Genomic DNA, 19,608 nt, shown 5'->3' on the forward strand with positions numbered 1-19,608 from the left:
GGCCGCATCCGGGGGAACGGAGGGCGCCCGGCCCTAGCTTCCCTGCTGCCCGCCGTCGCCGAACCGCTTCTCGAACTTGGCGACTTGCCCTTCCGAGTCGACCACCCGGGCCTTACCCGTGTAGAAGGGGTGGCTCTCCGCGGAGATCTCGACATCGATCACCGGGTAGGTCTGCCCGTCGTCCCAGGCGATGGTCTCGTCGCTCCCTGCCGTGGACCTGGTGAGAAACGCATATCCGGCGGAACGGTCGCGGAAGACGACCGGCCCGTATGAAGGGTGCTTGTCCTCTTTCATCTGCTGCTCCTTGCCGGTGATTCGCGGGGGACTGCTCGGCCCGGCCGCCGTGAGCGCAGGGCGGTGGCGGCCTCAGGATCTGTGCGGGTGTACTTCCAGCGGAGCCACATGCGCCTGATGGCCTCCGGATGCCAGCATGCGCACTTCGCCGCCCTGGTTGATCTCCGCGCGCACGATGCCCGTTCCGTCGGCGTAGACCGGGGCACCGCTCGCGCCCGTCATCGTGGTGCGCCGGACGAGGACGGTGTCGCTGCCTTCGCCCGTCGTCTCGAAGACGAGTTCGTAGCTGTCCGGAAAATCAGGTGTGTTCATGGTTGGCTCACGCTTCCCGGTTGAGCTGCGCTTTTCCGAGTACGCCCCAGCACGTGCGCCGGCGCACGCCGACCGGCCCCGTACCCGGACCACGATGCCGGGTTTCGCCCGGACGCGCATGCCGAGCCACGACGAGCACCCGAGCTGTACGGAGAGTGAGAGGATCGAATGCCGTACATACGGTGCGTGACCGTCTGGGATGCGACAGGAAGCGGTACCTGGTTCGCTGATGGGACCCCTTCCAGAACACCAGGAGCTGTGATGAGCGGTGTGGGCGAGAGCGGCAAGCGGATCCAGCAGATGCGCGCCAAGGCGCAGGACCTGAAGCAGGCGGCCGAGCGGACCACCGACCCGGAGGAGCGGCGCCGGCTGAAGGACAAGGCGAGCAGGCTGGACCGGCAGAGCGAGCAGGAGAGCGGCATGGCGGCCGGGGACATCTATCCGTCCGAGTGACGGCCTCATCCGACGCGTCAGAACGGCAGGCGGGGCCTGAGCGAGAGCTGCCGGCCGGGCACGCAGGTGACGGGCCCTCACCCCGCCGGCCGGTAGGGGCGGAAGAACGCCCGCAGCTCCTCCGCGTAGAGCTCGGGCTCCTCGAACGGCGCGAAGTGCCCGCCGCGCTCGGGTTCGGTCACGCGCACGGCATTCGCCGTGCGATCGAGCCACGCCCGCGGCGGGCGGACGACATCGCCCCGGAAGAGCGAGAAGCCGGACGGCACCTCGACCCGGCGGGCGTGCTGCGCGGGCGGGATCGCTGCGTTCGCGCTGTACATGCGCATCGATGAGCCGATGGTCCCGGTGAGCCAGTAGAGCGTGACGTTCGTGAGGATCTCGTCCTTGGTGAAGCTCCGCTCGATGTCGCCGTCGCAGTCGCTCCAGGCCCGGAGCTTCTCGACGATCCACGCGGCGAGACCGGCCGGTGAGTCGGTGAGCCCGAAAGCGGCGGTCTGGGGCTTCGTCCGGTGCATGGCGGCATAGGCGCCCTCTACCGCGCCCCAGGCCGCGGCGCCCTCCAGCCAGGCCCGTTCCTCGGGTGCGAGGTCCGCCGGGTCGCCGGTGAAGACGGGCAGGCCCGCATCGGTGCGGTGGACGGCCACGACCCGGTCGGGGTGGTCGAGCGCGAGGTAGCGGCTGACATGGCTGCCGACGTCCCCGCCCGCCGCGCCGAACCGCTCGTAGCCGAGGGTGCCCATGAGCTCGGCCCACAGACCGGCGACGGCGACAGCGTCGAGGGGCGGGCCGGTGGGACGCTCGGAGTACCCGTAGCCCGGCATGTCGGGCACGATCACATCGAACGCGTCGGCGGGGTCGCCCCCGTGTGCGCCGGGGTCGGTCAGCAGCGGGATGACTTTCGCATAGCGCCAGAACGAGTCCGGCCAGCCGTGGCAGAGGACCAGCGGAAGGACGGGCCCGGCAGGCGCGACGGCCCGGGCGTGTACGAAGTGAATCCCGAGGCCGCCGACCGGGACCCGGAAACGGGGCAGCCGGGCGAGCGCCGCCTCCTGCGCGGGCCAGTCGAACCCGTCCGCCCAGTAGGCCACGAGCTCGCGGAGGTAGCCGAGGTCGGTGCCGAGCGACCACCCGGCGTCCTCGGGCGCATCCGGCCAGCGCGTGGCGCGCAGCCGCGCCCGGAGGTCCTCAAGAGCCGAGGGGGAGGTCCGCCGGGTGAACGGCTCGGGGCGGGGCGCGGCGTCAGGCATGGGGCTCAGCCTATGCGCGTGCTACGGGGAGTTCGAGCGGTATCCCGTGCGAGGCGAGGGGGCCGGGGCGGCCTCGGGCCGGCAGCAGAACAGGTGAGGATTGCCGCCTCCCCCGTCGATGCAGCGAGGGGCCCCGGCAGCCGGCAGTGCGGCAGCCCCCTGTCACTCCCGCTTGAGGCGGTTCGTGCTGATGTCCGCCAGGGCCGCGATCAGCGCGGCGACCACGAACGCGACCGACACGATGAGGCCGTGGTCGTACGCGGTCGGCCAGCCGTCGGCCACCTGGGCGAAGAACACAGAGCCCACAGCGGCGATACCGACCGCCGAGCCCACCCGCTGGCCGGTCTGGAGTGTGCCGCCCGCGCTGCCACCCATCGCCACCGGAACCTCCGACAGCGTCAAGGTCTGGTTGGGGGCGATGACCAGGCCGCTCCCAAGGCCTGCCAGCAGCAGTGGCGCCGCCATGGCCCAGCCCGCTCCGTGGCCCGGCACCATGTGTACCGCCAGGGCTGTGCCGCCAAGGCCGACCGCCACCATGGCCAGCCCGATGGCGATGAGCGGCCTGCCGAAACGGCCCACCAGCCGGCCCCCCACGGCGGCCGTGGCTCCCGAGCCGAGCGCGAAGGGGGTGATGGCCAGCCCGGCGAGCAGTGCGCTGTAGTGCAGCCCGCTCTGCAGATAGAGCGTGCTGATGAAGAAGATGGAGGTGAAACCGGCGAAGTACAGCAGGATCAGTAGACACCCCAGCCAGTACGAACGCACACGGAAGAGCTCCATGTTCAGTACGGGCTGGATGCCACGCCGGGAGCAGCGGGACTCCCACCACGTGAAACCGCCGAGCAGCAGCAGCGCGGCCGGCAGCAGCAGCCACTTCTGCTCGCCGTGCCACTGCTGGGCCTGAACGAAGGGCAGGAGCAGCGCCAGCACACCGGCGCCGAGCAGAAACACACCGAGGGGGTCGAGGTCGCGCAGTCGCACATGGCCGGCGGTCGGGGTGTCGGGCAGGAGCCGTCGGGCCAGCGGGAGGCAGATGGCGCCCAGCGGAAGGTTCACGTAGAAGACCCACCGCCAGCCCTCCTCCGGACCGGCCGCCTGGATCAGCAGGCCGCCCAACAGCGGTCCCACGGCTGTGGAGATGCCCACCACGGTGCCGAACATCCCGAAGGCCCTGCCGCGTTCGCGGCCGGAGAACATCTGCTGGATCAGTGCGGAGATCTGCGGCGAGATCAGACCGCCCGCCACGCCCTGCATCAGCCGTGCGATCACCAGCCACGTACTTGACTGGGCCGCGCCACAGGCCGCCGACGCGAGGGTGAAGACAGCAAGGCCCACCATGAACACCGCGCGGCGGCCTCTCGCATCACCCAGTCGTCCCGCCGGGATGAGGAACAGACCGAAAGCGAGCGCGTACCCGGACAGGACCCACTGCAGATCGGATTCCGGGGTGTGCAGTCCTTCGCGGATCGAGGGCAGCGCGACGTTGACGATGGATACGTCCAGGAGCGTCATGAAGCCGGCGATCAGGCACACACCGAGCGCTGTCCAACGCCGCGGGTCCGGGGCTCCGGATCCGTCGCCCCGACCGGGATCCGCATCGCTCACGGGCTGTGAAGCCACAGAAGTTCCTTTGCACCGTCGGCCTCACGGCCGGGGTCGCTCAGCCGCCGCCGGACTGCAGGTCGGGGGCGTCCGGATGGGAGGACTTCTGAGGCTTGATGGATGTGTCGGACTTTTCGTCCCCTGTGCCGGCCGGCCTGTCCGCCGGTCCGCCGGAGGGTTCGTCCGAGCCCGTGTCGCGGGACCCCTTCGCCCCGCGCTCTTCTTGCGGCTCTTCCTGGACCCCTGCACCTTTTCTCTCCGACATGAGAACCCTTCCTTGCTGCCATCGCACATCCGCGGTTGTCCGCGAGTGCTGGGCCGGCTGCTGACCCGGAGAGTCGCCCCCGGGCCGAGAAGCGCGGAGGGAACCCCGTCACACCATCCTTCACCCTTGTGCACCGGCGTCGCATCCGGAGCACATCGGGGAGCTACCGGCGGCGGCAGAGACAGAAGGGGTGCCCGGCCGGATCGGCGTAGACCCGGAAACCGCGCTCGCCGTCCGCGTCATCCAGATCCAGGGGGGTGGCGCCCAGCGCGAGCACTTGCTCCTGTGCCTGTTCGATATCGTCGACGTCGAAATCCAGGTGTGCCTGCTGGGAGTTGTCACCGGCCTGCGGCCAGTCGGGCGGGCGGTATCCGGGAGCCCGCTGGAAAGCGAGCCGTACACCACCGGGGGCATACAGGTCGTACCAGTTTTCCGCGTACTGCTCGACCTTCCCGCCGAGCACATCCGCGTAGAAGCGGGCCAGCGACTCCGGCTCGGAGCAGTCCAGAGCCACCAGACTGTACGTGGCGACAGGCATCGCGTCCTCCTGAACATCGAAATCTGTACGAAGAACGAGTTCCCGCTACGTTTAACGTAAACCTTCAGCCAACAGCCCGCTGCGGCGGAAGAGCGGTAAGGGCAGCGGCCCGCACGGCGGAAAGGCCGACCGGGAACAGCGGGCGTCTGTACACACCTGCATGAGGCGCCGGAGAAGACGGCCCGATCAAGGAGTGAAAAGTGCAGATCGGCTACAAACTCGCAGCGGAGTCCTTCGGCCCCAAGGAACTTGTACGGCAGGCCGTGCTCGCGGAGCAGGCAGGGTTCGACTTCGTGGAGATGAGCGACCACTACCACCCCTGGCTGGATGCGCAGGGCCACTCACCGTTCGTCTGGACGGTGCTCGGGACGATCGCCGCCAAGACCGAACACATCGGTCTGGCAACCGGAGTGACCTGCCCGACGGTCCGCTACCACCCGGCGGTCGTCGCCCAGGCGGCGGCGACCCTCGCGCTGGTGTCCGACGGCCGTTTCACGCTCGGTGTGGGCTCGGGGGAACGGCTCAACGAGCACGTCACGGGAGAGGGCTTCCCCAACTCCGTGTCCGAGCGGCACGCACGGCTGCGGGAGGCGCTGGAGATCATCAGGCTGCTGTGGAGCGGCGGCTACCGCTCGTACGACGGCCGGTACCTGAAACTGGACGACGCCCGCGTCTTCGACCTCCCGCCGGAGCTCCCGGACATCGTGGTGGCCGCCGGCGGCCCCGCTGCGGCCCGGATCGCCGCCGAACTCGGTGACGGGCTCTTCGCCACTGAGCCGAAGGGCGAGACGGTGGAGGCATACCGCAGCGCGGGGGGTGACGGTCCGCGGTACGCCGAGGTGCCGATGGCCTGGGCCCGCAATGCGCACGTCGGCGCCAACGCCGCCCTGGCGACGTCGCGTTGGGCGGTGACCGGGTGGAAGGTGATGAGCGAACTGCCCAACCCGGCGAACTTCGAGGCCGCCACCGCCACCGTGCGTGAAGAGGACATCCTGTCCACGTTCGCCTGCGGCACCGACCCCGGGCGGTTCCTGGAGAAGGCACAGCCCTTCGTGGACGCGGGCTTCGAACGGCTGGTGACACAGAACGCCGGGCCGGACCCGGACGGGTTCATGGACTTCTACCGGAGTGAACTGGATCAGCAGCTGCGCGACCTGAGGCCCACCACCGGTTCCTGAGGCACCCGTTGGGGGCTGAGCCGTCTCTCTCAGCCGCTCAGGTGGGGGGCGAGCCGGAATGCCCCGTCACCGGGCCCGCCGGACGGGCGGGCCCGGTGAAGGGGCGAACTCCGGTCAGGACAGGGGCATCCGCGGTCACTTCGGCAGCAGTTCCTGCTCGATCTGCTCCAGGCTCTTGCCCTTGGTTTCGGGGATGCAGCGGAGGGCGAACAGGGTCAGCAGCGCGCACACCACCGCGTACAAGGTGAACGTGCCCGCCCCGCCGAAGGTGTTGAGCAGGGTGAGGAAGGTGAGGGAGACGAGGAAGTTCATCGCCCAGTTCGAGAACATCGTGGCGCTCATCGCCGTCCCGCGGATGCGCAGCGGGTAGAGCTCGGAGGGGATGATGAAGACCACCACGTTGAGCGTCGTGGCGACGGCGGCGACGAACACGACCACGAACAGCACCGCGAGCCAGGCAACCGATGAGCCCCGGCCGCCGGCCGCGAGGGTGACCGCCAGACCGGCCAGCGCGAGGGTCATGACGGCGGCGCCGGAGGCCAGCAGCTTCTTGCGGCCGAAGCGGTCCACGGCGAACATGCCGACCGGCGTCATCAGGAGGTTGACCACACCGACACCCACGGTCGCGAGGATGGACGAGGAGGAGCCGAGTCCACTGCTCTCGAAGATCTTCGGGGCGTAGTAGATGACGGTGTTGACGCCGGAAGCCTGTCCGAGGATCTGGAGGCCCACACCGGCGATGATCACCGGCCGCACCGAGCGGTCGGTCAGCGCCCGCCACCGGCCCCTACGGGGTGCGCGGGCCTCTGTCCTGCCCGCACCGGCCATCGCCTCGGCCAGTTCGGCTTCCACCCCGGCCGGGTCGCCCGGCCCCCGCAGGCGGGTGAGGACGGACCGGGCGCGGTCGGTGTGGCCGCGCAGGGCCAGCCAGCGCGGGGACTCGGGCATCGACAGCATGCCCACGCCGAAGAGCACGGCAGGCACGGCGGCGAGGCCGAACATCCAGCGCCAGCTGTCGGTGACGTTCTCCAGCGAGTAGTTGGCCGCGTACGCAAGGACGATGCCCAGCGTGATCATCAACTGGTTGAGGCCCACCAGCCGTCCCCGGTAGAGGGGCGGGGCGGCCTCGGCGATGAAGACAGGCACCAGGTTCGATGCCACGCCGATGCCCAGCCCGAGCACGACCCGCGCCGCTGTGAGCATCGCCGCCGAGGGGGCGAAGGCCGCCATCGCGGCGCCGACCGTGAATATGGCCGCGGCTGCCACCAGGACGGGGCGGCGGCCGTAGCGGTCGGAGAGGTTGCCCGCCACCGCCGCGCCGATCATGGCGCCCACCAGGATCGAGCTGACCACGACACCGGAGCTGAACGAGGAGAGGTGGAAGTCCGACTCGATCGTGAGCAGTGCTCCCGAGATGACCCCGGTGTCGTAGCCGAACAGCAGTCCGCCGAGAGCGGCGACCAGGGCGACGCCGATCACCGGCCGCAGACTGCCGCTGATCCCTTGCGTCACAGTGGTGTCGGGTGACGCCATGGCGCTTGTCCTTTCGAGACATGGAGACACGGACGGCCGGGTGGGGCGCCATGCGACCGGGACGTTCACAAACAGACGTTCACAAACATCGCCGACCGCGTAGAGGACGCAGCACTACCGCGACGGTCCAAATTGGATGGGACCAATCTGGCACTCAGCTTGGTCATGTGCAAGATCCGGCGTAATAATTGCCTTATTGGTTGGTACCTATCGTGGGTGCCCTTGGGATGTGGGAGTGGTGCGCGTGGCCAGACAGGCCAAACACGAAGAGCTCCGGCTGGCTCTGCTGACCGAATTCACCGGGGCCCCGCCGCACACCCCGCTCCCGACCGAGCGGGAGATCTCCGCCCGCCACGGTGTCTCACGCAACACCGTCCGGCAGGCCATGGACGCCCTGGAGGCCGCCGGGAACGTCTACCGCGTGCAGGGCGCCGGCACCTTCGTGTCACCCGCCGTGGTCTCCAAGTCGCTCACCCTCACCTCCTTCTCCGAGGACATGCGCGAACGGGGCCTCGAACCCGGCACCCGGCTGCTGGCTGCCGAGACGGTACGGGCCGGACGGCACATCGCCGAGCGGCTCGACACCACACCCGACATGGAGGTGGTCCGCGTCTCCCGGCTCCGTCTCGCGGACGGCTCGCCCATGTGCCTGGAGACCGTCCACCTCCCGGCGCACCGGGTGCCCGGGCTCCTCGAAGCGGACCTGACCGGCTCGCTCTACACCCTGCTGAGCGAGCGCTATCAGCTCGACATCCGCTCGGCCCAGCAGATCGTGCGCGCCGCTGACCTGGACGACACCGAATCGGCGCTCCTGGGTGTGCCGCTGGGCAGTGCCGGGCTACGGGTCCAGCGCGTCGGCCTGGACCACCGCGAGACCCCTGTCGAGGCGACCACGACGACCTACCGGGCGGATCTCTACGACATCCGCTTCACCGTACGCAGGACACAGTCATGACTCCTCCGCACCGGCCCGCCGCGGCCACATCCGTAGCCCGTTGCCTCCTCGGTGTCGATGTCGGCGGAACGAAGACCGCCGCCGGTCTCGTCTCGGCCGACGGCGCTCTGCTGACCTCCGTCGTACGGCCGACCCCCGCGGCCCAGGGGCCGGCCGCGGTGCTCGACGCCATCGCGGCGGCGGTCCGGGAACTCCCCGGCCATCACCTCGCCGAAGGTCTCGGCATCGGCACCGGAGGTGTCATCGACCGTGACAGCGGAGTCGTCATCTCCGCCAACGACCTGCTTCCGGGATGGGCGGGCACCCGCCTGAGCGAGGAGCTGACCGCCCGGCTCGCACTGCCCGTGGCCGCCGACAACGACGCCAATGTCTTCGCCCTGGCCGAGCAGACCTACGGCGCCGGCGCGGGCTGCCGGTCCGCGCTGTACGTCAGTGTGGGCACCGGCATCGGCGGCGGACTGGTCACCGGCGGCCGACTGCTGCGCGGGGCCCACTCGACGGCCGGTGAGTTCGGCCATATCGCGGTGCCCGAGGCGACCGGGCTGGGCTGCAACTGCGGCCGTACGGGACATCTCGAAGCCGTCGCCTCCGGCCCGGCCATGACCGCACGCTTCCGTGAGCTGACCGGACACGACGACGGCCGGGGCCTCCGGCAGGTCGCAGCCCTGGCCGAGAAGGACTCCGGTTCCGCCGGCGACACGGCCCGCGCGGTCCTCGCCGAGGGGGCCGGGGCGCTGGGGCGCGCGCTGGCAGGCCTGGTCAACACCATGGACCCGGAGCGGGTCGTGATCGGTGGCGGCGTGGCCTCGATCGGAGACGCGTACTGGCGACCGCTGACCGAGGCGTTCGTGGCGGAGCTCCTGCCCGGTCCCTCCGGGCTGCGCCCCGTCCCGGCGAAGCTGGGCCCCCGTGCCGCCGTGGTCGGCGCGGCGGCCCTCGTCCTGGAGGACCGCGACGCCGCCGGCCGGCCGCTCCCGGCCACGTCCTGACGGCACCCCCACGGCGTGCCCGGGGAAACCGGCAGATGCCACCAGAACCCAGTAGCCAGAGCCCAGCGAACCCAGAACACCCGCATCACTGGCAACACCCCGCACCAGCCGCACCAAAGGACCAAGGAACGACGTATGACCAAGTCCGCCCCCTCCGACAGCGGGACCAGGCCCAGCCGGACCACGATGTCCGCCGAGCACGCCCGCCAACTGCTCGACGCGTTGCGCGGACGACTGATCGTCTCCTGCCAGGCACCCCCGGGAGACCCGCTGCGTGCCCCCGAGCACATGGCGGCGGCCGCTGCGTCCGTCGCCGCCGGTGCGCCCGTCGCCGCGATCCGCGTGCAGGGTGTGGAGGACATCTGCGCGGTACGCGCCGTCGTCACACTGCCCCTCATCGGCCTGTGGAAGGACGGCGCTGAGGGCGTGTACATCACGCCGACCGCGGCGCACGCGCGAGCCGTCGCTGAGGCAGGGGCCGAGATCGTAGCGATCGACGCCACCGGCCGCCCCCGGCCGGACGGCCGCCCCCTGCGCGACACCGTCGACGCGGTGCACCGGCTCGGCCGGCTGGTGATGGCCGACGTGTCCACCGCCGAGGAGGGTGTGGCAGCCGCCACGCTCGGCGTGGATCTGATCTCCACGACCCTCTCCGGTTACACCCCTTACAGCCGGCAGCAGTCAGGTCCCGACCTGGCGCTGATCGCCGAACTGGCGGACCGTGTCGACGTGCCGGTCCTCGCCGAGGGACGTCTGCACACCCCGGAAGAAGCGCGTGAGGCCATGGACTCGGGGGCCTGGGCCGTCGTCGTCGGCGGAGCGATCACCGCACCCGCCGCCATCGCGAGCCGGTTCGCGTCCGCGCTGCCGCAAGCTCAGTGAGGCAGTTCTGACGCAGTTCTGAGGTAGCTCCGGGGGAGTTCTGCGGTGGATTCCCCTGGCTGGGAGAAGCGGCCCTCCGGATGACCGGCTGGTCCGGTCCCGCCCGCCGGCTCGCGCTCGGTACGTAAGCTGGCAGGCATGCGGATGCGACCCACGCTGACCTGGGAGCCGACTGTCGGACTGCCCCCGGCCACGACCGACCTGAGCGCGGTGGCCGAGGCCGTGCGCGGGGGCAAGGTCGCCGTGCTGAGCGGAGCGGGGCTGTCCACCGAGTCGGGCATCCCGGACTACCGCGGGGAGCACGGCTCTCTGCAGCGGCACACCCCCATGACGTACCAGGAGTTCACCGGCGACGAGCAGGCGCGGCAGCGCTACTGGGCCCGCAGCCAGCTGGGGTGGCGGGCCATGACCCGGGCCCACCCCAACACCGGTCACGGAGCCGTGACCGCCCTGGCCGGAGCGGGTCTCGTCACCGGGGTGATCACCCAGAACGTCGACGGGTTGCAGCAGTCCGCCGGATTGCGGGACGTGATCGAGCTCCACGGGAGCCTGAGCAGGGTGGTCTGCCTCGGTTGCCGGCGCGTCAGCACCCGCTCGGAGCTCGACCGGCAACTGCGGGAGGCCAACCCGCAGTTCGAGGCGGCCGCCGAGCGCCACCGGGCCGTACGGGTCAATCCGGACGGCGACGTGGACCTCCCCGAGGAAGCGGTCCGCGAGTTCCGGGTGGTGGCGTGTACGGCCTGCGGCACCGGCGTGCTCAAGCCGGACGTCGTCTTCTTCGGCGAGAACGTTCCGCCGGAGCGGGTGGAGGTGTGCCGGCGCCTTGTCGATGAGGCCGCCGCCCTTCTGGTGCTCGGATCCTCCCTCACGGTGATGTCGGGGCTGCGTTTTGTGCGCCGGGCGGCACAGACCGGTACGCCGGTCCTGATCATCAACAGGGGGCCGACCCGCGGCGACCGATGGGCGGCCCACCGCGTGGATCTGCCACTCGGCCAAGCACTGACCGCCCTCGTGGCACTGGCGTGTCCCTGATCCCGGTAAGCGGTGCGCTTGGCGGGGTTATGTCGTGAATCCGTAACGGAGCCGAGCACGGCGCAACGGGCCGGCCACCCCCCTCATCTGGGTAGTCAGCGAGGCGCACCGAGCGCCTTCGCGAAGGGGTGGGTCTCACCAGGTGGGGAGATCCACGGGAGGGAAAGTCCATGACCAGGACGGAGAAGACCGGGATGAAGTCGCGGGGCGGCCGTGTGGCCGTGATCAGTGCACTGGGTCTGGCATCAGTGGCTCTGGCCGCCGCGCCGGCGTTCGCCAAGGGCAGTGTGGACATCACGGCGCCGCACACGGCACACGTCGGCAAGACCATCACCATCAAGGCGCACGGTGGCGACGACAGCGCCGGCTATCTGCATCAGCTGTGCCTGGAGGAGAACGGCTTCGGCGAGGGGTGGCACCAGGAGAACTGCAGCGCTGCGGTCAAGGGCGATGCGCAGGTCACTGCACACGGCACGTCCGCGCGCCGCGGCAACCTGGAATTCCGTGCGGTGCTCTACGGCCTGACCAGCAAGCACGACCACCATGCCGTGCGTCTGCACGCTTCTGACGTGGTGACGGTGCGCGTTCGCTGATTCCGGCAACGCGGCCACGGATGCACCGGTGCCCCCGACCGTGCTGTCGGGGGCACTGACCGGTTCGCGGGGGACGGCGGGTGCCGGTGCGGGGGGTGCGGTGGCGGGGAATGAGGACGAGGGCTGGGACGGGTTCACTCATGAACCTGTTCCAGCCCTCGCCTGGACCTGAGTCCTGCCGTCCCCGCTGGGGGGTTGGCCGTCCCACGGACTCAGGTGGTCGTGGGGTGTGGGGGTTCCGCTTGGTCAGTAGGCGGAGTTGACGTTGTCCATCGAGCCGTATTTGTCGGCGGCGTAGTTGGCTGCGGCGACGATGTTGGCGACGGGGTCGGTGAGGCTGTTCTTGGTGCCCTTGACGTGGTAGGTGTCGAAGGTGGGCTGGATGACCTGGAGGAGTCCCTTGGAGGGGATGCCGTTCTGGGCGTTGACGTCCCAGTTGTTCTGGGCGTGGGGGTTGCCGCTGGACTCGCGCATGATGTTGCGGTGCAGGCCTTCGTAGCTGCCGGGTATGTGCTTGGCCTTCATGATGGCCAGCGATTCCTTGATCCAGCCGTCGAGGTTGTTGCTGTACTTCGTGCTCTTGACGATCGCGGTGACGGCGTCGGCGTGCTTGGTGCTGGGGGCCTTCTTCGCCGCGGTGTGGTGGGCGGCCTGCTTGGCGTGGGCGGCCTTGGCTGCGTGGTCGGCCTGCTTGGTGATCTGGGCGGCGGTGGCGGCCGAGGCCGCGGCGGGTGCGGTGGGGGTGTGCTCGGCGGCGTGGGCGTGCGGGGCCAGGGTCAGGGCGCAGGCGGCGGCTGCTGCGGTGGCGATGGCGGTGATGGTGGTCTTGCGGAGGTTCAGGGTGTGGCGGGTGGTGGCAGTCATGGGTGTACCTCTCCATTCGGGGACGTCGTTTGGGGAGGCCGACTGGGGGGTCGGCGACACGGGTGGGCCGGTGGGGGCCGTGGTGCGTGTCGTGGGGCCGGTGTCTGGATGGCGGCGGTGTGTTCGCCCGGTCCGGCGCTCGGCTCCCCGGTACGTCCAACACCTTGCGAGACCGCCTTGGGCGTTGGCAATTGTGTGACCTACTACCCCAGATAGCGACAAACCGGACAGGGGTGGGGTGGGGCCCGCAATGAGCGGGAAAGGTCCGCCGTGCATCTACTAGGTGTCGTCCTGTGTGACGCGGGCCCTATGCCCGGGCTCACACCTCACCGGTCCCGACACCCCGAATTACCACTCCGCGTCACCACCCGTACACAGCAAAACCCACCCACTTGAGGCTCACGCCAACACCCGTGGGTGGGTCCAAGACAGCACACTCGGCGGCCGCGGGCCACAGGCTTGCGAGGGCTGCGCGGCGGCCGGTGGGCCAGTCAGCGCAGGATCGTCAACGGGATCCTGTACCGACAGCAAACCGGGGGAGGGGATACCTGCACGTCCCGGTGCGGCGGTGCTTACGGTTTGTGGGTGACCCAGAGGCTTTCTGCCGGCCAGTGGTGTGCCCAGTCAGGCGGGTCGGTTTGGTTGTAGCCGTTGGCTGTTCCGGGTTCGGGCCGGGGCTCGATGAGGTCGTCGATGACGAGACCTGCGCCGCGCAGGACCCTGATCCAGTCGCCGTAGGTGAGCTGATAGCTGACCGCGTCCTGGTCTTCGGCGATGGTGTCCAGCCCGAAGTAGTGCTGGTTCAGCGTCGTGGTTACGCGGCTGGCGGCTTCGTCGTAGCAGGCTTCGAACCATGGGCTGGCGACGTTGAACACCAGGCGCCCACCGCGGCGCAGGATGCGTGCGGCCTGCGGGACGGCCAGGTGCGGCGGCGCCCAGCTGAGCCCACCGTAGTCACAGAACACCAGGTCGAAGCTGTCGGCGGCGAACGGGAGGTGTTCGGCGGCCCCTTGCACCAGCGGGTAGCGGGCCGCTCCCATCGCGCCGGCTGCCGCGGCGAGTTGGGCTTCGGACAGGTCGAGCCCGACCACGGTGGCGCCCTCAGCGGCGAGCGCCCTGGACCACTGGCCGGCGCCGCAGCCCAGTTCGAGGACGCGCTTGCCGGTGACGTCGCCCAGGGCGCGCAGGTGCGCGTCGGGGATGGCGTATGTGCCCCACAGCCGGGGCGTTGCGCCGATCTGCGGGTCGTGCTTGTGCTGGTAGGCGCTGCTGAGCTGGTTCCAGAACCGCCTGTTGGCAGAAATGCTGTCCACGCGCCGACTCAAGCACTGCCTGCCGGGGGCGGTCAACACGATTGGGCTGCGGCTGTGCTGCGCCCGTGACGGTGCACCGGTTCACGCCCGGAACACGATCCCGTTGATCACCTTGCGATGATCGCTCCAACGTCCGCCGCGCTGTCCCGAAGCCTGCACGTGCGGCTTCAGCCGGACCCGCTCGGCATTCGTCAGATCACCCCGCCCCATGCGAGTGCCCAGTTGGCATGTGGGAACCGGTGTCGATGAACCTGTTCGAGACGCGCGGGCGAAGTCACCTCATCCGGCGGCTGGTGACTGCCGTGCACATCACCAGGGCACTACGCCGGCGTCCTCGAAGAACTTGCCGGTCGGGCCGCCGTCGGGCAGGGGCGCGAGTTTGGTGGCGATCGCCGCGCCCTGTTCGGGGGTACGCACACCGCGGAAGCCGTTGAGGTCGGTCGCGACGTAGCCGGGGCAGCCGGCGTTGGTCAGGATGTTCGTGCCGTTCAGCTCCCGGGCGTACTGGAGGGTGACAGCGTTCAGAAACGTCTTCGACGGCGTGTACGCCACGGCCACCGGACCCGTCGTCTGCTCGGCAGCGGTTCCCGACTGCCGGGTGAGGGAGCCGGCACTGCTGGGCATGTTCACGATCCGTGGTGAGGCAGAGCGGCGCAGCAGCGGCATCATCGCGTTGGTGACGCGGATGATCCCGGCACGTGAGGGGTGTGACGGATCATCGTTCGGGGTGTGTCCTGTCATCAGGCGTGGCGTGGGCGGGAGGTGTGACGATCGCAGGCATGACCATGACTGAGCGGGACCCTCAGGACAGCGCCGACGGTGACAAGGCCCAGGACGACACCAGCGGCAGCCAGGACGCCGTGGACGCGGACCGTGGGTTCGTCGCGCGCCTGGAGCCGGGCGTGGTGCGGGACGACGCGGGCCGGGTGGTCTGGGACGCGGACGCGTACGGCTTCCTGGACGGCGAATGCCCGCCCTCCGCGCACCCGTCGCTGTGGCGGCAGAGCAGGCTCGTGGCGCGGCAGGGCTTGTACGAGGTCGTGCCCGGCATCTATCAGGTGCGCGGCCTGGACCTGTCGAACATCACCTTCGTCGAGGGCGGACGCGGCGTCATCGTCATCGACCCGCTGATCAGTGCGGAGGTCGCGGCCGCTGCCCTCGCGCTGTACCGCGAACACCGGGGCGAGCGGCCCGTGACCGCCGTGCTCTACACGCACTCGCATGTCGACCACTTCGGTGGTGTACGTGGCGTCACCGACCCCGGCGACGTGGCTGCGGGGCGCGTGCAGATCATCGCGCCGTCCGGGTTCATGGAGCACGCCGCCAGCGAGAACGTCTTCACCGGTACCGCGATGGCCCGCCGCGCGGGGTATATGTACGGCGCTTCCCTGCCCAAGGGACCGGCCGGGCAGATCGGCTGTGGCCTCGGCCAGACGACATCGACCGGCACAGTCGGCCTGATCGCTCCGACGCTCGACATCACCCACACGGGACAGACCGAGACGGTCGACGGCGTCCGGATGGTCTTCCAGCTCACGCCCGGTACCGAGGCCCCGGCCGAGATGAACTTCCACTTCCCCGACCTGCGGGTCCTGTGTGTGGCCGAGAACGCCTGCCACACCCTGCACAACGTCCTGACCCTGCGCGGTGCACTCGTACGGGACCCCAGTGCCTGGGCCCGCTATCTGACGCAGACGCTCCGGCTCTTCGCCGATTCCACCGACGTCGTCTTCGCCTCCCACCACTGGCCCACCTGGGGCCGGGAGCGCGCCGTGCGGTTCCTGGAGGAGCAGCGCGACGCGTACGCGTATCTGCACGATCAGTCCGTTCGCCTGATCAACGCCGGGTACACGGGCGCGGAGATCGCCGAGGAGCTGCGCTTCCCGCCAGGTCTCGACCGGGCCTGGCACGCGCGCGGCTACTACGGCTCGCTGAGCCACAACGCGAAGGCGGTCTACCAGCGGTACATGGGGTGGTTCGACGGCAACCCGGCCCACTTGTGGCAGCATCCGCCCGTCGAAGCGGCGCTGCGGTACGTGGAGTTCATGGGCGGCGCGGACACCGTGGTCGCCAAAGCCAGGACGTCGTACGAGGCGGGGGATCTGCGGTGGGTGGCAGAGGTGCTGAGCCATGTGCTGTTCGCCGAGCCGGACCACTCCGAAGCCCGTGCGCTACAGGCCGAGACGTTCGAGCGGCTCGGCCAGGGGGCCGAGTGCGGGCCGTGGCGCAACTTCTACCTCATGGGAGCGGCCGAGCTGCGCGACGGCATTCTGGGCACCCCCACCCGCAGCGCACCGGACATCCTGGCCGCGCTCACCGCCGAGCAGGTCTTCCAGTCCATGGCCGTACGGATCAATGGACCGCGCGCCGCCGAGGCCGGACGGCTGCTGCTGCGCTGGGAGTTCACCGACACCGGTGAGACCTGGTCGCTACTGGTCTCCAACGGAGCGCTCACCTCGATGCCGGGGGACGCCCCGCGCGGCGAAGAGCCCCTGGCCACCCTCAGCCTGGCCCGCACCACCCTCAACGCGATCCTCGGCGGCGTCTCGACCTTCGCCGACGAGATGGCGGGCGGCAGCGTGGCCATCGACGGTGACGTCCAGGCGTTGATCACTTTCGCCGGTCTGCTGGACCGGCCGGACCCGGACTTCGCCATCGTCACGCCGTAGCGCCCAGTGCCAGGGCGGCCAGGGCGAGCGCGGCGTCCCGCGGCGCGCCCAGGTCGAGGCCGGTCAGCTCCATGATCCGGGTGAGGCGGTTGTCCACGGAGTTGGGATGCAGGTTGAGGAGGCGGGCCGTGACCCGGCGGTCCTGACGCTGTGCCAGGTGGGTCCGGAGCGTCTCGACGAGCTCGGACCGGCCGGCGAGCGGCGCCAGCAGAGCGGCGATGCGATCACTGCCCTCATTGGGCCGTGAGAGGTGGTACTCCAGGAGTACGTCGTCGAGCAGATGCAGCCCGGGCGGCCGGCCGCAGGCCTGGGCGATACGGACGACTTCGCCGACCATGTGAGCGGCACGCGGGATGTCGCCCGCCTCCGTCACCGCGCACGCGCCCAGCCGGGTGTCCGGTCCCGCGATCTCGCGCAGCAGCTCGGGGAGTTGGTCCGGTACCGCGGTGCACCCGGGAGCGATGGCGTGTCCGCCGGCGCCGTCGAGCAGGGTGAGCGCCTCGGTGCCGAAAGCCCGGTCCAGCGCGGCCTGAATGCGCCGCACCAGCCGCCGTACGGTGACGGGTGAACGCCCGCCGGGTCCCCCGGACCCGCCGCTCAGGTGCATGAACACCACAAGGGCGGGCCCGTCCGCGAGGGAACGCTCCGGGTGTGCGGTGCCGTCCAGCAGTGCCTGCGCCAACGACCGGCGCCGCTCCCGCTGTTCAGCGGCCAGCGCGGACTGCTCGTCGAGATAGCTCTCGGTGACCGCGCCCACCACCCGGTCCTGGACGGCGAACAGGGCGTCGCCCAGCTCGACCAGCGCGCCCTCCTCTCCAGGTTCTGACAGTTTCCGCAACTCCCGCCACAGCTCACGGGTGCCCATGCAGTACGTCCGCAGCAACAGCTGCAGCGGCATTCCCTCCTCGGCCCGCTGGGCCGCCCGTGTCTGGAAGGTCTCCAGCCCGTCGTCCGACGGGCGCGGGCCACGGACCGCGCTGCGCAGGAAGAGCCGCATGGCGTGGCGTGCCGTCGCGGCGATCTCCACGTCCTTCACATCGGCAGGCAGTTCGGCGTAGCCGCCCAGGTTCTCGAAGGCCCCGCGGGCCATACGACGGGCCAGTTCGTTCACCTGCGGTTCGCACCGCGCGGCCAGCTTCCGTGCCCCTGCGGACAGACCGGGCACAGACCCCTCCGGCTCCTCTATGTACGTCACGGTCGGCCACCTCACCTCGCTCCACCCCGCACCACTGTGATCCGTCACAGTAGCCAGCCGCCATCACTGTGACGCAAGCGGATGGAGTGGCGCCCTGTCCCACCCGCAGGATCGACACCGTCCGCAGGCACCCGCGGCCCCTCACCCAGGAACCGGTTCTTCATGACGCAGCACAGGCAGGCAGAATGAATCAGCGTTCACGGACTGAGCGTTCATGGGCACGGCGTTCATGGGCACGGCGTTCACGGACTCCGGGTTCACGGACTCCGGGTTCACAAGCTGAGCAGCGCCGCCGCGGCATGACCGGTTGGCGGACCACCTGGGCACTGCTGGCGTTCATGCTGGTCAACTTCGCGGACAAGACCGTGATGGGCCTGGCAGCCCGGCCGATCATGGACGATCTCGGTCTGACGCGGGAGCAGTTCGGCACGGCTTCGGCCGCCTTCTTCGCGCTGTTCAGCCTCTCGGCGCTCGCGGTGTCGTACTTGACGCGCACAGTGCGTACGACGGTTCTGCTGCTCGCCACGGCCCTGCTGTGGTCGGCCGCGCAACTGCCGCTGCTGTGGCAGGGGGCCGGTTTCGGCGTCCTCCTGGTCACCCGCGTTCTGCTCGGCGCCGCCGAAGGGCCCGCCGCTCCCGTCGCCACGCACCACCTGCACGGCTGGTTCGACCAGCGTGAGCGCACCCTGCCCACCGCAGTGCTGCTGACCGGCGCCGCAGCCGGCGTCGCGGTGGCCGCGCCCACCCTGACGTTCGTCATCGACCGCTTCGGCTGGCGCTGGGCGTTCGGCGCGGTCGGTGTGGCCGGGCTGGTGTGGGCCGGCTACTGGGCCCTGCGCGGCGCCGAAGGACCGTATGCTCCGGAAACCTCCGGGGACCGTGTCATCGGCCAGGACACCGTGCCGTACCGGCGCATCCTGCTCTCCGGGACCTGGCTCACGGCCGCACTCGGGTCGTTCGCCGCGTACTGGATGCTGAGCACCAACCTGACCTGGATGCCGGACTATCTGGAAGCGGTCTGCGGACTGAGTCTGCACCGGGCAGGGACCCTGGTGACCGTCGCCGCCCTCGCGAACGGCGTCGTCCTGGTCGCCCACGGCCTCCTGGCCCGCCGCCGCACGACACCGCCGCGCGGATCGGGCGCCGGCGTGGCGATGTGCCTCGCGGCCGGCGCCATCACCCTGTTCGCGATCACCGACACCACCTGGGTCAAGGTGCTGCTCATGCTCGGCCCGATGGCGCTGGCCAACGTCATCATGACCGTCGCGCAGACCGCCTGCGCACGCATCACACCCCCGTCCCAGCGCGGCGCGGTCCTCGGCGCGCTTGCCTTCGTCTACGCCCTGGCGGGAGTGCTGTCGCCCTGGATCGTCGGCCACGTCGTCGACAGCGCGGTATCGGTCACCGCCGGATACCGCACCGCCTTCCTGCTCACCGCGGCACTGGTCGGGCTCACCGGCCTGCTGGCCGCGGTATGGCTGCGCCCTGAGCGGGACGCACAAAGGGTGTCGGAAAAGCCGGCAACTGGTCAGCAATCGGTCCCCAAAACAATGGGCCGGCACGGCAATTGATCAGCACCGCGATGGATCGGCGTCAGTTCTCAGAGCCCTGGTGGGAGCTGACCGGACATGCCACTCGCTGTAAGATGGCAAGCCAGCACTTGACCTGCAAAAGCGCAGGCAGGGAGCCTAGAACCA

The 19,608-nt window shown here is 70.1% G+C and carries 18 protein-coding genes and 2 pseudogenes; 9 read left to right on the top strand and 11 right to left on the bottom strand.

Annotation, left to right across the window (positions count from 1 at the left end; genetic code table 11):
- Nucleotides 1-33 precede the first annotated feature (33 nt).
- Together OHB13_RS33120 and OHB13_RS33125 are read right to left on the bottom strand one after the other, a co-directional pair.
- Complete coding sequence (locus OHB13_RS33120; RefSeq protein WP_328379559.1) at nucleotides 34-294, bottom strand: type B 50S ribosomal protein L31; 261 nt, start codon at nucleotides 292-294, stop codon at nucleotides 34-36.
- 72 nt (nucleotides 295-366) lie between these two features.
- Entirely contained in the window at nucleotides 367-606 is a 240-nt protein-coding gene (locus OHB13_RS33125) for a DUF6296 family protein (protein WP_266850802.1), read from the bottom strand.
- 261 nt (nucleotides 607-867) lie between these two features.
- On the opposite strand from OHB13_RS33125, the gene OHB13_RS33130 reads away from it, so the two are divergent.
- The gene (locus tag OHB13_RS33130) at nucleotides 868-1,059 is read left to right on the top strand and encodes a DUF6381 family protein (RefSeq protein WP_266850800.1); all 192 of its coding nucleotides are present in this window, start codon (nucleotides 868-870) and stop codon (nucleotides 1,057-1,059) included.
- A gap of 77 nt (nucleotides 1,060-1,136) precedes the next feature.
- On the opposite strand, the gene OHB13_RS33135 is transcribed toward OHB13_RS33130, so the two are convergent.
- The 3 genes from OHB13_RS33135 to OHB13_RS33145 form a co-directional block, all read right to left on the bottom strand.
- A complete protein-coding gene (locus OHB13_RS33135) occupies nucleotides 1,137-2,306 on the bottom strand; it encodes an epoxide hydrolase family protein (protein WP_328379560.1) in 1,170 nt (389 codons plus the stop codon).
- Between the two features lie 162 nt (nucleotides 2,307-2,468).
- The gene (locus OHB13_RS33140; protein ID WP_328379561.1) at nucleotides 2,469-3,923 is read right to left on the bottom strand and encodes an MFS transporter; all 1,455 of its coding nucleotides are present in this window, start codon (nucleotides 3,921-3,923) and stop codon (nucleotides 2,469-2,471) included.
- 410 nt (nucleotides 3,924-4,333) lie between these two features.
- Nucleotides 4,334-4,708, bottom strand: coding sequence for a VOC family protein (locus tag OHB13_RS33145; RefSeq protein ID WP_328379562.1), 375 nt, complete (start codon nucleotides 4,706-4,708; stop codon nucleotides 4,334-4,336).
- A gap of 200 nt (nucleotides 4,709-4,908) precedes the next feature.
- Here OHB13_RS33145 and OHB13_RS33150 point away from each other — a divergent pair, with 200 nt between their 5' ends.
- Nucleotides 4,909-5,886 carry a TIGR03557 family F420-dependent LLM class oxidoreductase gene (locus OHB13_RS33150; RefSeq protein ID WP_328379563.1) on the top strand — a complete coding sequence of 326 codons (978 nt, stop codon included), beginning with the start codon at nucleotides 4,909-4,911 and terminating at the stop codon, nucleotides 5,884-5,886.
- A 135-nt stretch (nucleotides 5,887-6,021) separates the two neighbouring features.
- On the opposite strand, the gene OHB13_RS33155 is transcribed toward OHB13_RS33150, so the two are convergent.
- Nucleotides 6,022-7,419 carry a sugar porter family MFS transporter gene (locus OHB13_RS33155; RefSeq protein WP_328379564.1) on the bottom strand — a complete coding sequence of 466 codons (1,398 nt, stop codon included), beginning with the start codon at nucleotides 7,417-7,419 and terminating at the stop codon, nucleotides 6,022-6,024.
- Between the two features lie 244 nt (nucleotides 7,420-7,663).
- Between OHB13_RS33155 and OHB13_RS33160 the strand changes: the two genes are divergently transcribed.
- The 5 genes from OHB13_RS33160 (at nucleotide 7,664) to OHB13_RS33180 (ending at nucleotide 11,870) form a co-directional block, all read left to right on the top strand.
- Nucleotides 7,664-8,374, top strand: coding sequence for a GntR family transcriptional regulator (locus tag OHB13_RS33160; RefSeq protein WP_266850788.1), 711 nt, complete (start codon nucleotides 7,664-7,666; stop codon nucleotides 8,372-8,374).
- Nucleotides 8,371-9,363: an ROK family protein gene (locus OHB13_RS33165; protein ID WP_328379565.1), complete on the top strand. Its 993-nt coding sequence runs from the start codon at nucleotides 8,371-8,373 to the stop codon at nucleotides 9,361-9,363. The genes OHB13_RS33160 and OHB13_RS33165 overlap by 4 nt, the downstream gene beginning before the upstream one ends.
- 186 nt (nucleotides 9,364-9,549) lie before the next feature.
- Nucleotides 9,550-10,245: an N-acetylmannosamine-6-phosphate 2-epimerase gene (locus OHB13_RS33170; RefSeq protein ID WP_328380447.1), complete on the top strand. Its 696-nt coding sequence runs from the start codon at nucleotides 9,550-9,552 to the stop codon at nucleotides 10,243-10,245.
- A 138-nt stretch (nucleotides 10,246-10,383) separates the two neighbouring features.
- Complete coding sequence (locus OHB13_RS33175; RefSeq protein WP_328379566.1) at nucleotides 10,384-11,277, top strand: NAD-dependent protein deacetylase; 894 nt, start codon at nucleotides 10,384-10,386, stop codon at nucleotides 11,275-11,277.
- Between the two features lie 170 nt (nucleotides 11,278-11,447).
- Complete coding sequence (locus tag OHB13_RS33180; RefSeq protein WP_328379567.1) at nucleotides 11,448-11,870, top strand: hypothetical protein; 423 nt, start codon at nucleotides 11,448-11,450, stop codon at nucleotides 11,868-11,870.
- Nucleotides 11,871-12,116: 246 nt separating this feature from the next.
- On the opposite strand, the gene OHB13_RS33185 is transcribed toward OHB13_RS33180, so the two are convergent.
- The 4 genes and pseudogenes from OHB13_RS33185 to OHB13_RS33200 all read right to left on the bottom strand — a co-directional run.
- Entirely contained in the window at nucleotides 12,117-12,734 is a 618-nt protein-coding gene (locus OHB13_RS33185) for a transglycosylase SLT domain-containing protein (RefSeq protein ID WP_328379568.1), read from the bottom strand.
- Between the two features lie 572 nt (nucleotides 12,735-13,306).
- Nucleotides 13,307-14,047, bottom strand: coding sequence for a class I SAM-dependent methyltransferase (locus OHB13_RS33190; protein WP_328379569.1), 741 nt, complete (start codon nucleotides 14,045-14,047; stop codon nucleotides 13,307-13,309).
- A gap of 87 nt (nucleotides 14,048-14,134) precedes the next feature.
- Nucleotides 14,135-14,257: pseudogene (locus OHB13_RS33195) on the bottom strand (IS5/IS1182 family transposase); the annotation flags it as partial.
- 99 nt (nucleotides 14,258-14,356) lie between these two features.
- A pseudogene (locus tag OHB13_RS33200) lies at nucleotides 14,357-14,740 on the bottom strand (SDR family NAD(P)-dependent oxidoreductase); the annotation flags it as partial.
- A gap of 92 nt (nucleotides 14,741-14,832) precedes the next feature.
- On the opposite strand from OHB13_RS33200, the gene OHB13_RS33205 reads away from it, so the two are divergent.
- A complete protein-coding gene (locus OHB13_RS33205; RefSeq protein ID WP_328380448.1) occupies nucleotides 14,833-16,716 on the top strand; it encodes an alkyl/aryl-sulfatase in 1,884 nt (627 codons plus the stop codon).
- Here the strand turns inward: OHB13_RS33205 and OHB13_RS33210 are convergent.
- Nucleotides 16,706-17,911, bottom strand: coding sequence for a PucR family transcriptional regulator (locus OHB13_RS33210; protein WP_328379570.1), 1,206 nt, complete (start codon nucleotides 17,909-17,911; stop codon nucleotides 16,706-16,708). The two genes, OHB13_RS33205 and OHB13_RS33210, sit on opposite strands and share 11 nt — an antisense overlap.
- 299 nt (nucleotides 17,912-18,210) lie before the next feature.
- Here OHB13_RS33210 and OHB13_RS33215 point away from each other — a divergent pair, with 299 nt between their 5' ends.
- Complete coding sequence (locus OHB13_RS33215; protein WP_328379571.1) at nucleotides 18,211-19,482, top strand: MFS transporter; 1,272 nt, start codon at nucleotides 18,211-18,213, stop codon at nucleotides 19,480-19,482.
- Nucleotides 19,483-19,608: the final 126 nt, after the last annotated feature.

Source organism: Streptomyces sp. NBC_00440 (assembly GCF_036014215.1).
Classification (GTDB): Bacteria; Actinomycetota; Actinomycetes; order Streptomycetales; family Streptomycetaceae; genus Streptomyces.

Coding starts and splice junctions, on each gene's coding strand:
- OHB13_RS33215 (WP_328379571.1), top strand. CDS start 18,211: ATGACCGGTTGGCGGACCACCTGGGCACTGCTGGCGTTCATGCTGGTC.
- OHB13_RS33130 (WP_266850800.1), top strand. CDS start 868: ATGAGCGGTGTGGGCGAGAGCGGCAAGCGGATCCAGCAGATGCGCGCC.
- OHB13_RS33145 (WP_328379562.1), bottom strand. CDS start 4,708: ATGCCTGTCGCCACGTACAGTCTGGTGGCTCTGGACTGCTCCGAGCCG.
- OHB13_RS33175 (WP_328379566.1), top strand. CDS start 10,384: ATGCGGATGCGACCCACGCTGACCTGGGAGCCGACTGTCGGACTGCCC.
- OHB13_RS33120 (WP_328379559.1), bottom strand. CDS start 294: ATGAAAGAGGACAAGCACCCTTCATACGGGCCGGTCGTCTTCCGCGAC.
- OHB13_RS33125 (WP_266850802.1), bottom strand. CDS start 606: ATGAACACACCTGATTTTCCGGACAGCTACGAACTCGTCTTCGAGACG.
- OHB13_RS33135 (WP_328379560.1), bottom strand. CDS start 2,306: ATGCCTGACGCCGCGCCCCGCCCCGAGCCGTTCACCCGGCGGACCTCC.
- OHB13_RS33155 (WP_328379564.1), bottom strand. CDS start 7,419: ATGGCGTCACCCGACACCACTGTGACGCAAGGGATCAGCGGCAGTCTG.
- OHB13_RS33170 (WP_328380447.1), top strand. CDS start 9,550: ATGTCCGCCGAGCACGCCCGCCAACTGCTCGACGCGTTGCGCGGACGA.
- OHB13_RS33205 (WP_328380448.1), top strand. CDS start 14,833: ATGACTGAGCGGGACCCTCAGGACAGCGCCGACGGTGACAAGGCCCAG.
- OHB13_RS33180 (WP_328379567.1), top strand. CDS start 11,448: ATGACCAGGACGGAGAAGACCGGGATGAAGTCGCGGGGCGGCCGTGTG.
- OHB13_RS33165 (WP_328379565.1), top strand. CDS start 8,371: ATGACTCCTCCGCACCGGCCCGCCGCGGCCACATCCGTAGCCCGTTGC.
- OHB13_RS33185 (WP_328379568.1), bottom strand. CDS start 12,734: ATGACTGCCACCACCCGCCACACCCTGAACCTCCGCAAGACCACCATC.